The organism is Paenibacillus sp. 11B, from assembly GCF_030487755.1.
In the GTDB taxonomy this organism is placed as follows: domain Bacteria; phylum Bacillota; class Bacilli; order Paenibacillales; family Paenibacillaceae; genus Paenibacillus; species Paenibacillus vandeheii.
On sequence record NZ_JAUKNS010000001.1, the window covers coordinates 1,019,943 to 1,035,357 of the forward strand.

The 15,415-nt window shown below is 48.0% G+C and carries 13 protein-coding genes; 2 read left to right on the plus strand and 11 right to left on the minus strand.

Features of this window, described 5'->3' with window-relative positions; translation table 11 throughout:
- Nucleotides 1–6 precede the first annotated feature (6 nt).
- The 5 genes from remA to Q0V21_RS04540 form a co-directional block, all read right to left on the minus strand.
- The gene (gene remA / locus Q0V21_RS04520; protein ID WP_006209218.1) at nucleotides 7–267 is read right to left on the minus strand and encodes an extracellular matrix/biofilm regulator RemA; all 261 of its coding nucleotides are present in this window, start codon (nucleotides 265–267) and stop codon (nucleotides 7–9) included.
- Nucleotides 268–317: 50 nt separating this feature from the next.
- On the minus strand, nucleotides 318–1,217 hold the full coding sequence (locus tag Q0V21_RS04525; RefSeq protein ID WP_301244138.1) for a YicC/YloC family endoribonuclease: 900 nt from the start codon (nucleotides 1,215–1,217) through the stop codon (nucleotides 318–320).
- A gap of 19 nt (nucleotides 1,218–1,236) precedes the next feature.
- Nucleotides 1,237–3,126: a bifunctional homocysteine S-methyltransferase/methylenetetrahydrofolate reductase gene (locus Q0V21_RS04530; protein WP_079349545.1), complete on the minus strand. Its 1,890-nt coding sequence runs from the start codon at nucleotides 3,124–3,126 to the stop codon at nucleotides 1,237–1,239.
- Between the two features lie 176 nt (nucleotides 3,127–3,302).
- Complete coding sequence (dapF, locus tag Q0V21_RS04535; protein ID WP_079349772.1) at nucleotides 3,303–4,136, minus strand: diaminopimelate epimerase; 834 nt, start codon at nucleotides 4,134–4,136, stop codon at nucleotides 3,303–3,305.
- A gap of 187 nt (nucleotides 4,137–4,323) precedes the next feature.
- On the minus strand, nucleotides 4,324–7,185 hold the full coding sequence (locus Q0V21_RS04540) for a cation-translocating P-type ATPase (protein WP_079349546.1): 2,862 nt from the start codon (nucleotides 7,183–7,185) through the stop codon (nucleotides 4,324–4,326).
- Nucleotides 7,186–7,497: 312 nt separating this feature from the next.
- On the opposite strand from Q0V21_RS04540, the gene Q0V21_RS04545 reads away from it, so the two are divergent.
- Together Q0V21_RS04545 and Q0V21_RS04550 are read left to right on the plus strand one after the other, a co-directional pair.
- Nucleotides 7,498–9,264 (plus strand): Rqc2 family fibronectin-binding protein, encoded by a 1,767-nt coding sequence (locus Q0V21_RS04545; RefSeq protein ID WP_079349547.1) that lies wholly within the window; start codon nucleotides 7,498–7,500, stop codon nucleotides 9,262–9,264.
- A gap of 97 nt (nucleotides 9,265–9,361) precedes the next feature.
- Nucleotides 9,362–9,808: a GNAT family N-acetyltransferase gene (locus tag Q0V21_RS04550; protein ID WP_301877774.1), complete on the plus strand. Its 447-nt coding sequence runs from the start codon at nucleotides 9,362–9,364 to the stop codon at nucleotides 9,806–9,808.
- Nucleotides 9,809–9,957: 149 nt separating this feature from the next.
- On the opposite strand, the gene Q0V21_RS04555 is transcribed toward Q0V21_RS04550, so the two are convergent.
- From Q0V21_RS04555 to Q0V21_RS04580, 6 genes are all read right to left on the minus strand, one after another.
- A complete protein-coding gene (locus Q0V21_RS04555; RefSeq protein ID WP_079349548.1) occupies nucleotides 9,958–10,818 on the minus strand; it encodes a PHP domain-containing protein in 861 nt (286 codons plus the stop codon).
- Between the two features lie 111 nt (nucleotides 10,819–10,929).
- Nucleotides 10,930–11,847, minus strand: a complete 918-nt coding sequence (locus Q0V21_RS04560; protein ID WP_024631128.1) for a selenium metabolism-associated LysR family transcriptional regulator — start codon at nucleotides 11,845–11,847, stop codon at nucleotides 10,930–10,932.
- Between the two features lie 131 nt (nucleotides 11,848–11,978).
- On the minus strand, nucleotides 11,979–12,416 hold the full coding sequence (locus Q0V21_RS04565) for a hypothetical protein (RefSeq protein WP_024631129.1): 438 nt from the start codon (nucleotides 12,414–12,416) through the stop codon (nucleotides 11,979–11,981).
- 221 nt (nucleotides 12,417–12,637) lie between these two features.
- Nucleotides 12,638–12,901: a YlbG family protein gene (locus tag Q0V21_RS04570; protein ID WP_024631130.1), complete on the minus strand. Its 264-nt coding sequence runs from the start codon at nucleotides 12,899–12,901 to the stop codon at nucleotides 12,638–12,640.
- An 80-nt stretch (nucleotides 12,902–12,981) separates the two neighbouring features.
- A complete protein-coding gene (locus Q0V21_RS04575; protein ID WP_079349549.1) occupies nucleotides 12,982–13,419 on the minus strand; it encodes a YlbF/YmcA family competence regulator in 438 nt (145 codons plus the stop codon).
- Nucleotides 13,420–13,555: 136 nt separating this feature from the next.
- A complete protein-coding gene (locus tag Q0V21_RS04580; protein ID WP_301877776.1) occupies nucleotides 13,556–15,406 on the minus strand; it encodes a helicase-associated domain-containing protein in 1,851 nt (616 codons plus the stop codon).
- Nucleotides 15,407–15,415: the final 9 nt, after the last annotated feature.

Below are 15,415 nucleotides of genomic sequence, written 5' to 3' on the forward strand. Positions count from 1 at the left end.
TCCATTTTATTCGTCGTTGTCATCATCTTTCGAAGAAAGACGATGGGCGACCGTTTCTGGCTGAACCGCAGACAGAATGACATGATCGCTATCCGTAATAATAACGGCACGAGTACGTCTTCCGTACGTTGCGTCTATCAGCATATGACGGTCTCTTGCCTCTTGTATAATCCTCTTGATCGGCGCAGATTCCGGACTCACGATGGATATAATCCGGTTCGCCGATACGATGTTACCGAATCCAATGTTAATGAGTTTGATTGCCATAATCAGGTTCTTCCCCCTATACATGCGACTCTTTGCCGAAATATGACCGTTCATTCGATATTCGCCGCTTGCTCACGAATTTTCTCCAGTTCCGCCTTCATCTCGACAACACGGTTCACCAGAGCCAAATGGTTGGCTTTTGATCCAATCGTATTAACTTCCCTATTCATTTCCTGAATAAGAAAGTCCAACTTGCGGCCTACCGGCTCATCACTTTTCAGCAGTTCCCTGCTCTGTCCAAAGTGACTCAGTAGACGCGTAAGCTCTTCCTCTATGTTAGAACGATCGGCAAACATAGCAATTTCCATACCCAATTTATGCTCGTCAAAAGGGAAAGAGCCTTCTTCCTGCATTTCCGTAAGTCGTTGTCTTAACTTGTTGCGATGATCACTCACCACAGTCGGCGCAAGATCAAGCATCTCGGTATGCAGTGATTCCAGACGACTGATTCGTCGTTCCAGATCACTGGCCAGATGAAGACCCTCGCGGGCGCGCATCTGTTCCAGACCGGACAAAGCCTCTTCCAACCCCTGCTGCAGGACACGCTCCCATTCGTCCTTCTGCTCTTCCGGAAGCGAACTCGTCCCATCCGAATGAACCATGACCTCTGGAAGTGCCAGCATATCCATAATGCTCGGTTTGCCCTGCATACCATAGCGGCTCTCCAATTGCTCTGCGGCCTGAAGATAGGCCCTGACCGCCTGCTCATTCAGAACAGCGGGAAGAGCCTGGTCTTCATCTTTTTCTTTCATTACATAAACATCAATCCGCCCACGTTTCAATCGGCTCTGTACCTTTTTCCTCAATCCATCTTCATAACACGTCCACTCTCTCGGGAGACGCATCATCACTTCGCAATAACGATGATTGACAGACTTGATTTCCAATTGTACCTTATAGCCTCCAAAATGAAAGGCGGATTGACCGTATCCGGTCATACTGAATGACATCGGCATCACATCCGTTACACTATTGTAATTGATTATTAGGGTTGAAACAAGTAGGACATTCATGCTCCGACTTCTCCCACACATATTGGGTCAGTTCGGCCGTCATACTATAGAACATAAATGGAGTCATGAGATAGATTCCTTTAAAGTGCGCTGTGGCTACATCCAGAAGCTCCTTGGCGATCTTCACACCCATGGCCCGACCTTCTTCACCTTCGAGACCGGCCATCCGGGAGCGCACTTCATCCGACAGCTGAATACCCGGAACCTCATTATGCAGATATTCTGCATTTCGGCCACTGGCTAGCGGCATCACTCCTACAAAGATCGGCACATCCAGATGCTTGGTCGCTTCATGCATGGCTACGATTAGTTCGGGATCGTATATCGGCTGCGTCATAATATAATCGGCTCCGGAAGCCATCTTTTTCTCAAGCCGCTGTACGGCCTTATCCAGATGTTTCACATTCGGGTTAAATGCGGCACCAATAACAAAGCCTGCCTTCTGCTTCAGTGGTTTACCGGAGAAGGACACGCCGTCGTTCAACTGCTTGATCATACGTATAATTTCAAAAGAAGTCAGATCGTATACCGAGCTCGATCCGGGTAAGTCACCAAATCGTGCAGGGTCACCTGTTACAGCGAGTACATGATTAATGCCGAGAGCATCAAACCCCATCATGTGCGACTGTGTCCCGATCAGATTCCGGTCACGACATGCAATATGCACCAGGGGGCGCAATCCAGTGCGATCCTGAACCAGATGGCCGAGAGCCATATTACTCATGCGGGTAACCGCCAGGGAATTATCCGCCAGTGTTAACGCATCTGCACCAGCCGCTTTCAGTGTCTCGGCACCTTTCATAAATTTTGCAATATCGAGATCACGCGGAGGGTCAAGTTCGACGATGACCGTATGGCGTTGTTTGACCAGATCCACAATCGTAGGCTGCCCACCTCGTCCAGACCGTTCATCTACATTCTCATGCAGGATAATACGCGGTTTTGACTCGGATGGATCTGGTTCCAGTATCGGCACAGGTGTGTATTCAACAAGAGCCTTGGCAATGGCCGAGATATGATCAGGCGTCGTACCACAGCATCCTCCAATGATACGCGCACCCAGATCAGCGAATTGCACGGCAGTCTGTCCGAAGTATTCCGGGGACGCTCCATAACGGAACTGACCATCGACGTAGTCCGCTGCACCCGCATTCGGGTATACGGACATCGGGATTCCGATACGGCCTGACACTGTTTCCATCGCGCGCATAATTCCGTTTGGACCGGAACGGCAGTTAAAACCAATAACGTCAGCCCCTTGCTCTCGCATGATACGGAAAGCTTCAGGCATTGTATAACCATCCAGTGTGTGCCCTACATCCTCAACAGCAAACTGTCCAATTACCGGCAGATTACTCAACTTGCGTGCCTGCAGAAGGGCGATATCCATCTCCTCAATATCATAGAAGGTTTCGAGCAGAATGCCGTCCACTCCTTCATCAAGCAGCGCAAAAATTTGTTGTTGGTAGAAACGCTTCAATTCACTCGTTGAAACGTTCGTCCGCTTGCCTCCACGAATGGAACCAACCGCACCCAGAACATAACCGTTCGCACCAGCTACTTCTTTGGCAATGCGCACACCGGCACGGTTAACATCCTCCACCTTGGACTCCAAACCGAACTTGGACAACTTATCGTAATTGGCAGAGTACGTATTCGTTTCATGAATTTCCGTACCCGCATCGCGATAACGACGATGCACATCTGCCACTACTTCAGGTGAAATCAAGTTCAGCTCTTCATAAGAAATCCCTACCGGGAATCCCATCTGATACAGGAATGTTCCCATTGCCCCATCCCCAATGAGGACCCGTTCCTGCATTACACTCCGCAAATCCGCCTTCATCCCTTTTCCCCCCGCCTGACTGATCATTTCATACTAATGTAACACAAAAAACATCTGAAAACGAAGAAAAACACAGGTTTTTCGTGAAATCCAGTCTCCATAACCATCTGAACCAGTAGGAATTCTCTTATTAATGCAAAAAAGAGGCCTCAGGCCTCCTCATTTAAACGTCTTCTTTACGAAATGACTCCTTTGAAAACAACTTCAGCAGGCCCAGTCATGTACACGTGATTGTCGGCTTCGCTCCACTCAATATGAAGATCGCCGCCCTTGAGGCTGATCACCGCTGTTCGATCCGTATGTCCATTCAGAACGGAGGATACCAGGGTTGCGCAAGCTCCAGTTCCACAGGCGAGTGTCGGGCCAGCACCGCGTTCCCACACACGCATGTCCACATATCCGCGATCGCGAACCGTTGCGAACTCTACATTGATTTTTTTCGGGAACATGGGATGAACTTCAAGAAGTGGTCCCCATGTCGAGAGATCAAAATTCACAGCATCATCCACATAGATGACTGCGTGAGGATTACCCATGGATACAGCCGTAAATTTGAACTCCTGTCCATTGGCTTCAATGGAATGATCCACCACCGGATTGGCATCGACGGTTGTTGGAACCTGAAGGCCATTCAGGATAGGCTCTCCCATATCCACACGAACGGTTTCCACTTTACCATCTCGAATGTTCAGGCTGACTGGTTGTACACCGGCACCGATGGTTTCAATCGTAATCTGTTCTTGTGTCACATGGCCGTGATCATATACATATTTGGATACACAGCGTATGGCATTACCACATTGCTCTGCTTCCGAACCGTCCGAGTTCATGATGCGCATCTGAAAATCCGCCTTCTCCGAAGGCAGTATATAAACCAGGCCATCCGCACCGATACCGAAAAATCGATTGCACCATTTTATAGCCAATTCTGATGCATCAGCCGGAAGCTGTTTCTCTCCAAACACAACAATAAAATCGTTGCCGAGTCCATGCATTTTTGTAAATTCCATCATCTTGCCCACTCCTTTTGACAGTCTGCTGCCAAAGCGTTATTCTTGCTCCTCTACAGGATACCCCAGGAACATTCATACCCATCATTCCCCAATAGAAAAAGCTATCCTGCAAAATGCCGAGGATTCTCGCCTCGAATCATTTTGAGGATAGCATAACGAAAACGATAAGCAATTGCTATTGATTTTATGCCGAAAACTTTGTACTTTTTGGTACGAAGCGCTCAGGGCCCATCCGGCGACGGTTGCGGCGACCTCCCCACACGCTGCCAATTCCCATGAGGAAGGTTGGAATACCTGCGGCAACGATGGAAATGGCCCATTCGCGCATACCCAGTGGTACTGTTTTGAAGATAGGCTGCAATGGTTCTACATACATAACCGCCAGCATCAGCACGATGGATGAAATGACTGCAAACACCAGGTACTTGTTCTGCAATGGATTCCGGTGGAAAATGGAGCGGGAACTCCGGCAGTCAAATACATGAATGAGCTGCGCCAACACGAGAGTAGCAAAGGCCACAGATTGAGCTTTAATGAGCTGACCCGGTTGATCCGGTGCGGCCTGTAGGGTGAGCCAAAACGCGCCGAGTGTACAAAGTCCGATCAATACACCCCGACTGACGATTTTCCAGCCCAGTCGTCTGGCAAAAATATTTTCCTTGGAGCCACGCGGCTTATGTTCCATCAGATCTTTTTCCGGCTGATCCACACCGAGCGCCATCGCTGGCAATCCATCAGTCACCAGGTTAACCCATAGAATCTGGATCGGCACAAGTGGCAATGGCAAACCCATCATCATCGCGAAAAACATCGTTAAAATCTCGCCTACATTTGATGCCAGCAAATACCGGATAAACTTCCGAATGTTCTCATAAATATTACGCCCTTCTTCGATCGCAGCTACTATAGTAGAAAAATTATCATCACTCAGAATTAATGCCGATGCTTCCTTTGTCACATCCGTGCCTGTAATCCCCATCGCAATACCGATATCTGCCGCTTTGATGGCCGGTGCGTCGTTCACACCATCTCCGGTCATTGCCACGACATGTCCTTTGCGCTGCAACGATTTCACAATTCGCAGTTTGTGCTCAGGCGATACTCGTGAGAATACGTAGATGCCCTCCACCTGTTTATCCAGCTGCTCGTCCGTCATACCCGCCAATTGCTGGCCGCTAAGGGAAGACCCACCCCGGGGGAGGATACCCAGCTGCTGGGCGATCGCCTCTGCCGTCGTGCCATGATCGCCGGTAATCATAACGGTACGTATGCCTGCTCTGCGGCAAGTGGCAATGGCATCCCGTGCCTCACGTCGCGGTGGATCAATCATGCCTGCAAGTCCGACAAAGACGAGTTGGTTCTCGGCAGCATGCTCATTCTCCACTTTTTCTTCCGGCCGTACATCGCGATAAGCCATCCCGAGAACCCGCAGCGCAGCCCCAGCCATGCTCTCATTCGCCGCCATGACTTTCTGCCGCAGTGTTCCCGTGAATGGTACAACATTGCCTTCCCACAAAATGTAGCTGCAATGCCCAATCAGCACATCCGGTGCACCTTTGGTGTAGATCATGCGCCCACCCTGATGATGAACCAGAACAGACATCCGTTTCCGATCAGAGTCGAACGGGAATTCCTGCTCACGTGCGTATAACTCTTTGAGCCCAGCAGGGGTAAGACCCATTTTGGAAGCCAGTGTTACAAGTGCTCCTTCCGTAGGATCTCCTTTCAGCTCCCATACGACGCTGTCTTCCTTGACCATTTCCTTTTTATGCTCTTTCTTGGAGTCATGCTTATCATGCTTGCTATCCTTTTTGCTCTCTTTGCCTTTCTTTTTATTCGGCGTGTCATCCGCGATACTCTCAATAATACTGGCATTATTGCATAGCGCACTGATTTGGAGCATTCTTCGCAATGTCTGATCACTCTTCAGCTCCAAGGTACGACCATTCTCCAGCATCTGCCCTTCCGGCGCATAACCATCCCCGGTTACCTTGATGCTGCGTCCCTCCAGCCACACGTCCGTAACTGTCATCTTGTTCTGGGTCAACGTACCCGTTTTATCCGAACAGATGACCGAGGCACAACCAAGGGTTTCGACGGAAGGAAGCTTGCGTACAATCGCTTTGCGCTTGATCATGCGCTGTACACCCAGAGCTAGCGCAATCGTTACAATCGCTGGCAGCCCCTCTGGTATGGCAGCCACTGCGAGGCTGACCCCTGCCAGAAACATGCCTACTGCCGGTTGTCCATGCAGAATACCCGCAACAACAACCATGACGGTTAATCCAAGCGCGACAAAAATCAAAATTCTACCCAACTGCTCCAATCTGTGTTGCAGCGGTGTTTCCTGTTCCTCTGTATTCTGGATCAGATCGGCGATTTTGCCCATCTCGGTACCCATGCCCGTTCGAACTACAACGCCCTTAGCCGTACCGCGAGTGACCATCGTCCCCATAAATCCAATGTTCTTCTGATCTCCAAGCGGCACGTCATCCGCAGCTATGGGATGGCAATGTTTGCTTACAGGAACTGATTCCCCGGTCAATGCAGATTCCTCCACATCGAGGCTGTTCGTGGACAGCCAGCGAACATCGGCAGGAATACGATCACCGCTCTCCACAAGCACGATATCCCCTGGTACCAGGAGCTTGGCTGTAAGATGTACTTCCTGACCCGACCTGAGCACTTTGGCCAGTGGTGCCGATAATTGTTTCAGTGCACGAAGGGAACGCTCTGCCCGGAATTCCTGCACAAAACCAAGAATGGCATTAAGCACGATAATGGCAACAATCGTTACAGCATCCAAATATTCTCCAAGCAATCCGGACACCAGTGTGGCCCCCATCAACACCAGAACCATGAAATCCTTAAATTGATTAAGCAATAATGTAATTGGAGATATGCGCTTTCCTTCACTCAGTTCATTCGAACCGGCTGCCTTCCTCTTTTCTGTTGCAGTCTCTTCAGTTAACCCGTCCTCAAGACTGACGCCAAGAGTGTTGCGAAGCTCTTCAACGCTTAGTTGGTGCCACTTGGTATGTTCCATGCTTCAAAATTCCCTCCCAGTCTGTATTTCCTCTGTAAAACATCAAACTTACTTCACCGGCATGCTCATCAACAGGTTGTACGCGATGCCGGACAAACTACCTGCTCTATATGTATTCGGACAGGACCCTAATTAGCACCCCATGGCGAATCCTTTCCCTGATGGGCAGAATAAGCTAAAATAAAGGTCTGCGGTTATACACGCAGTGGCAATTCGATTTTTGCTGTGCAAACGAATACGAATCTGCAACGGGTTCTTTTTTACATATCCCGGTGTTCATTTCAGTTATAGATAGAGAGGACGTTGAAAAAAATGGCATTGGACGGCATCGTAACACGAGCCATCGTACATGAACTGCAAGGCTGCAAGGGCGGACGGATCAGCAAAATACATCAACCAAACGGCCATGATGTTGTTCTGACCCTCCGTGCTCAGCGTGGAAATAGCAAATTGCTAATTTCGGCCAGCCCAACATATCCGCGTGTGCACTTTACAGAGAAAACGTTTGTTAATCCTACTGAAGCTCCGATGTTCTGCATGCTGCTCCGCAAGCACTGTGAAGGAGCGATCATTGAGGAGATTCGTCAGATTGGCATGGAGCGGATTATCCATATTGACGTGCGTCAGCGCGATGAGCTGGGTGATGTTTCGGTCAAACGGATCATCATTGAACTGATGGGACGTCACAGTAATATTGTTTTGGTCGATCCGATAACGGGAACGATTCTGGATGGTATTCACCACGTAACTCCGTCCATCAGCAGTTACCGGGTCATTATGCCTGGATTTTCGTACACCGAACCACCAGAGCAGCATAAGAGCAATCCACTGGAAGTGAGCAGCATTGAATTTAAAAATAGCTATACTGCTGCTGAAGAAGAAGCCTCTCGTTGGCTGGTAAATTCATTCAGCGGTCTTAGTCCGCTGATCGCAGGAGAGATTACCTCTCGGGTATCTGCCGATCCAGGAGCTGATCAAGCTGCAAGCGAAGGGGATGCTCGAATCGAAGCCGATGCCCTATGGAATGCTTTTGAGTCCATCATGGGGCCAGTTAGAGATAACAGCTACACTCCTGTGACCGGGCTGAATGCCAAAGGCAAAATGATTTTCTCAGCCGTTCAGCTTCAAAGCATTCAGGACGCGGAGAAAACCTATGACACGATAAGCAAGTGTATGGAAGATTATTACGGAGACAAGGCTGAGCGGGATACGGTCAAGCAAAGAGTGAGCGATCTGCTGCGTTTTCTGCAAAATGAGCGCAGTAAAAACATCAAAAAGCTGGACAATCTGAACAAGGATCTGCTGGAAGCCGACGATGCGGATAAATTCAGATTATGGGGCGAGCTGCTGTTTGCCTCCCTGCATCAGGTTAATAAAGGGGACAAAAGTGTGGAGCTTGTGAACTTCTATGATGAAGATCAAGCCAACATTACCATTCAGCTTGACCCATTACTTACACCGTCTGACAACGCACAGCGTTATTTCAAGCGATATAACAAATATAAGAACAGTCTGGCTGTTATTCATGAGCAACTTGGTAAAACGAAAGACGAGATCGACTATCTCGACAATCTGCTGCAGCAGCTGTCTATCGCATCCATGAACGACATCGAGGAAATTCGTGAGGAGCTTGTACAACAGGGGTATCTTCGTGACCGCAACAAAAAAGGCAAAAAGAAAAAGAAAAACGACCGACCTACAGTGCATCAGTTTACTTCTTCGGAGGGAATTGAACTTCTCGTGGGCAAAAACAATCTGCAAAATGAGTACGTCACCAACCGTCTGGCTTCTTCCAATGACACCTGGTTGCATACCAAAGACATACCGGGTTCACACGTCGTCATTCGCAGCACAGACTTTGGCGAAGCTACCCTGGAAGAAGCTGCTCAACTTGCGGCTTACTTCAGTCAGGCCAAAGAATCGAGCAGCGTGCCGGTGGATTACACCTTTATCCGACATGTACGCAAGCCAAGTGGCTCCAAACCAGGCTTTGTCATTTATGACCACCAGAAGACCCTGTTTGTGACGCCAAACGAAGAACTGGTTAAGAGTCTGCCATCCACCATCAAAAATGGATAGGATGCTTGCTTTCAATCCTGTTAGACAACGTAAAATCCCCCGGAACAAAAGAATGTTCGGGGGATTTTCTATAAATAAACTTCTAAGGACGTGTCCCATGACTCTACATATCAGACCAACTCAACCTAATGATTTGCTTCCGTTGAGTGGATTAATACACGAGTATGTCGTCGGATTTTATAACAACCCCTGGCCTGGTGATCAGGCAATCGAGCTTTTGATCAAAAACCTGCTTGATCAGCAGATAGGAGTTCAATTTGTTGCAGAACAGGACGGTGAACTCATCGGGTTCGCTACTCTCTATTTTACCTATAGCACGATGAAGGCAAACCGCGTTGCCATTATGAATGACTTGTTTGTGACCGAGGCTTGGAGAGAAGGCGAAGCCGAGGCCAGCCTATTCGAACACTGTCAGCAGTATACACGTGAACACGGATGTGCTTACATGTCCTGGATCACAGCAGCAACCAACGAGCGGGCACAGCAATTATTTGAACGTCTTGGAGCTGCTCGCGGCACCTGGGTGAATTATTCCATCACCTAATTATAGTGGATTCAAAAAAAGGACATAGAGACATGGCTAGTGACTAACGGTCACCCCATTCTATGTCCTTTCATTATTTTCCCGTTTCATTCCGCATGATAACAACCGATTTTTCCCCGAGGCTCACACAAAAATGAAAAGTTTGGAAATCAAGACTTTCCAGCTGCAGCGCGAAGCTCATCAAGCACATCAATGGTTACAGTTTTGCTACCCAGATCCCCGTGGAAAACTACCCCTTGTCTTACACCATGGTAATCCGAACCACCTGTCTGAATGAGCCCAAATTCCCGTGCCAACTCCGCATATCTGTGCTCTTCTTCCGGTCCATGATCCGAATGAACCACTTCAATCCCGTCAGGATGGGAGTCCACCAGAATGCGCCGAACCAATTCATCGTCTCCGTATAAACCAGGATGGGCAATAACCGCAGCACCACCCGCATCTTTAATCCACTGGCATGCATCTTCCGGTGCAACTCGGGGAACCGACACAAATCCAGGTTGGCCTTCAGCCAGATAACGATTGAACGCATCCCTCATATCAGCGGCATATCCTTTCCGTACCAACACATCGGCCATATGAGGTCTACCGATGCTTTCATCCGGTTCCAGCGGTCGGCCAAGGCCATCAATGACTTCCTGCCAGCTAATTTCAAGTCCAAGCTCCTGCAGTTTGGCAATGATCAGATGATTGCGTTCTTCTCTTGCTTCCCGAAGCCCGCGTAGTCGCTCCAGAAATTGCTCATCTTCTGTATTCACATAATACCCCAGCACATGAATATCCTTGCCGCCCGCACGAGTACTGATCTCAACTCCTGCAACAACGTCAATCCCATATTCACGGCCCACCCGCTGTGCCTCAGATACACCCGCTACTGTATCGTGATCCGTCAGCGCAACCGCAGACAGTCCTCTTTGTTTGGCGAGCTTCACATTCTCGGCAGGTGGCTGCATTCCGTCCGAAGCTTGGCTATGGGTATGAAGATCACAACGTCCTTGATGATGATTCATAAATAACAACTCCCTTTAATCGGCTCATTATAGGTCAGACCATTGCAATTTATTGCACTCCACCATTCTTTGGATCAATCATGCATTATTCCAGCTCTGCATTTATTGTCCCTATTCCGCCTGTCCTTCTGATGCTGTCTGCTCATGCTGACGCAAATAATTCAGAAAAGCTACTGCCGACAGGGGAAGCAATGAAGACTTCAGATGTATAGCGTAGAACTGTCTTTTAAACTCAAGCCCACGAATATCCACGATATGAACCAGGCCAAGGGCCAATTCGTGCTGAACCGATGACGGAGATAACATCGTGATACCCACACCTGCTTCCACAGCAGATTTCACGGCACCTGTACTGCCAAGTTCCATCACCACATTCATGTCCTGTGGATCTATATTTCTCTTTTGTAACTGATCCTCCATCACCTGACGGGTACCCGAACCTTTTTCCCGCAGCACAAATGCGTAGCTAAGCACATCTTCCAGCTCTACTTCCCCACGATCTGCCAATGCATGCCCTGCCGGAACAACCAGCTTCAATTCATCCTGCATGACCGGCTCTACAATCATATCCGGGTGGTGAACTGGTGCCTCAATGAGTCCGAAGTTTAGCTGATGCTTCAAGATATCGTCCATAATCTGCGTCGTATTCATCACTTTCATGACGATCGAGATATCCGGGTATTGGCGAGCAAAAGGACCCAGCATCCGTGGCAGCACATACTCACCAATCGTCAAGCTTGCCCCGAGCTGCAATCTCCCTTGCAGCATCTGCGTAAATGCAGACATTGCCTCATCGGTCTGTCTGACCAACTCTACACTGCGTTTGGCATGAGGCAATAATGTCCGACCCGCCTCGGATAATTCTATTTTCTTGGTAGAACGGTGCAGCAGCTTGGTTCCAAAATAATCCTCAAGCGATTGGATCTGCATCGTTACCGCAGGTTGTGTCATATGTAGAGCTTGCGCAGCCGCTGAAAAACTCCCCTTTTCTGCAACGGTATAAAAAATATGCAATTGATGAAAATTCATATCTTCGCCCCTCTTCTGTACGCTTTCCCCATTGTAGCCGATTTCTTGAATTCCAACAAAAAAAGCATGCAGCTTGTCTGCATGCGATGTAACCTGGATCTATTCATTCAAAAATATGGATTATTCCAAACTCACTTATGCTTGCGACTGTTCTTGACCAGAGTCATTCGTCTTGAATGTCTCAGCCAGGAATAATACGATTTCAGATCCCGCAGTTCAATCGTCTCGGACATTTTCCCCAGAAATGTAACGACAATCATCTTATGAAGCGGATTGCCAGCAATATCATATTCCCCTTCAAGTTCGGAAAATTCAGCAACCACGACCAGATCCTCGTCGATTAGGTAGACATCCTGCTCATTACGGTAGTATGGTGTAATACGGTCCTGCTTCAGACACTCCCATAACCATGCCGCAATATGGTCATCATCATCACGTGCCGGCTCAATACGGTCTGCATACCGCATCTTGGCATGATGGGTAATGACGATGTCGGCCACTTTTTTGTCTCCAAGAGCCACAAAAAAAGGCTCGTACGTGCTCCAACGTTGCATCACCTTATCACGCATGGGAATCACTCTCCACCAGATAGGACTTTCTATCTATTTATTTACCCAATATATTACAACATAAGTCCCGCAACCTCAAGGCGTAAGTTCAGATTTTTTCACAAAATCCAGTTTATGCCTAATTCAATAAAAGAGCGGTCCCGAAGGACCCCTCTGGTTAATCGTTTCGAAATGTTCAGTAGCAACAAAAGAAGTTCCCTATACATTCCCAAACCATTTTGTTATATCCCGTAAAAACTTGTTTTGTCCAATGTTTTGCTAGCATACTCTGTTTTGATCTCATTCCGGTAAGAACGTTCGACTTTGCGCACATAGGAAAGTCTGTTCACATTTTTCATCGTATCTTCAGCCCGCTCTGCATTAACATACATGACGACATAATGCATACGGCGGGAGATGTAATGAACGGTACCATACTTTTCGAGATTACGAGCCGCTTTCAAATCACTGACCCATATGATGAATCCTGTCCTTTCCGCAAACATCATTTTCCCCGCCTCTCTATAATGGAGACCGGATCCTCGGAAAGGTCCGGTCTATCATGAATTTATTTTCTTATCCAGCCTTAGCTGCAACCGCACTTGCCTCCGCTACCGCAGCCGCCCTTCGGATTGGGATCATTGCTCGGTACCTTAATGGTCGTTGACACCGCGAATGCAATCGTCTCCGACATCTGGAACAACATATCGTCCAATGCCTTCTCCGCCTGTTTAAAGCGGGCTACCGCCTCGAAACGCTCCAACTCCTGCTCCAAAGCCTGAACCTGATCTTTTGCCGCGTGATAGTCCGGGTGAAAATGCCCAAAACGCTGGGTTTCTTCAAATAATTCCTTCTTGGCGTTCAGCTTGCGTATTCCCACCTGAATTTCAGGGTTCGTCTCCACTTGCTGTTTCCAATATAAATAATCCGATACTTCGGCTGATTGGTTAATCATGTCGCCCAGTTCATATGCGCCCGTTAACACTTGGGCCATATCGACCGTGTTCATTTCCGCTACGCTCATGAAATTCATCCTATCTATATATAAAGTTCTACTTAACGTAGACTACTTCATCATATCATATCCCCGAAAAGTTAAGAAGAGTTTTTCCTGCAAATAGAAATAAGGGGAACAAGGGATCTGCTTTTGCAAAGTCGATTCAAGTTGGAGCATGGTCCGGAATAATCAGTCGTATCTGATTCCATTCGTTAGGCGAAAAAGAGCGACGTTCTGCGTGATTTGTCCCACTATCTGATATGGACCAGCCCGTTAATGTCCAATCTTCATGACCCTGAATCTGATCGGGGATAACATAAACGATATCACTGTCCAGCTTCAGACCCAGTTTTGTCTGCCATTCAATGGCTTTCGCAGTAATCTGACGAGCTGTGGACACATGATATCCTCGCCACTCGTTATGCCACATTTCCGGGATCTCTCCGTATCCGGGAAACAGACCCGATTGCTCTGTAATGGAGTGATCCGGTTCATACGCATGCAGATTAAGTTCGCTTTCAATGAGCCCTACTCTTCCACGCATATAAAAGAGTTCCTTCTCTACCTCAAGTCCGATATTGAACTCATCTGCTCCGACTATGGACTCATCTGCAAAGGCTCCCCAACCTGGGGGGTTCAGCTTCTCCTGTAATGCACTTCTTGATTCATATGTCCATATATCCTTTTTGTTGGCTTTATCCACCGACTCATCCAGATCAACGTTCTGGCCTACGTCCATGTGAAGTCTGTTTACCTCCAGTCCCCACTGCTGGATTGCTAGTTCCACATGCTCAGGCACACCCGATCCGGCATATCGGCTAAGGAAGTTTATCATTTCATCGGCTGTAAGACCGAGCTCTGATGCAGCGATGATTCGTTCCTTTGTCATTCGGTATATGGACATGCGATCACGGCTTATAAGCTCTGTACCCATTTCCAGAACCCAACGGACCTGTGGGGTTACATCTGGCGGAACCATAATTTCAAAGTCAGGCTGAACAAAAATCAAATTCCCCCCAGCATTCTCTGCTTCGTCATTCGCAAAATCCTTTAAAATGTCAGGTTCAATCTGCCAACGATAATATAACTCTCCCTCAGCGGACTCCCCTATCTCACCATACCCCAAACCCGCCAGAGCATTAAGCCATCCCCGGATCAATGTCAGAAAGGATGATCCTGATCCTGAAGCACCTTCACTCTCTCTAATCTCATTTGCCTCTTCAAACCCAACATGATCTACGGTTCCTGCCATAATACTCAACCAATCATTCTCTCGGAAATCAAACATCATTAATTGATAACGAAAATGCTGAAGATTGGGCTCTGCTAAGCCATATTGGTCCATGCATACACTATAGATTTCTCGATGCATTGAAGACCACGACAATGTTAACCAATGATCAAGATGGTCAGGGGACACCTGCATCCGGTTGTGCGTCTTTTCAATCAAACCCAGACGGAGCAGCATATCAATAATAATGGCTACATGGACTGGATAGACATCTGCGTGATCGTAGCGAATACCTAATCCAGAGAAGTCTTCAGGTGCCAGAACTGTCATGCGACTTAATCGCTGCACCATTCTCTTGTGGATAGTCCCTTTACTTGTTAATGGAAGTCCTCCTTTCGCTTGACCTTCTCTTAGCATCCAAGCCAATACATGAAGAAGCTCAGCAGCAATATGGGGTTTTCCCTCTCCAACAATCTTCACACTTCGGACTTCATTACTGGATTTGGACTTATGAAGTGCATCTTCATCCTGTATTACATTCACCTTCTGCTGAACAAACGTTCCAACCCTTGCTGCATAGGGAATTGTTAACAAAGAAAGCAGTGAATCCGGTATGTAATACAGACGTTCGCCCCACGACTTGCACACAGCTTTGATCCATCCTTTGTGCCGAAGTGTTATAAATGCTGTCACTGCTTCAGCTCTGCTAAGACCATCCGCTGCCCACTCTGCTGGTGTCATCATGTTGGAAAAGGGTTGTCCGGCATATTTGCAAAAAATCACTCCAAGTAC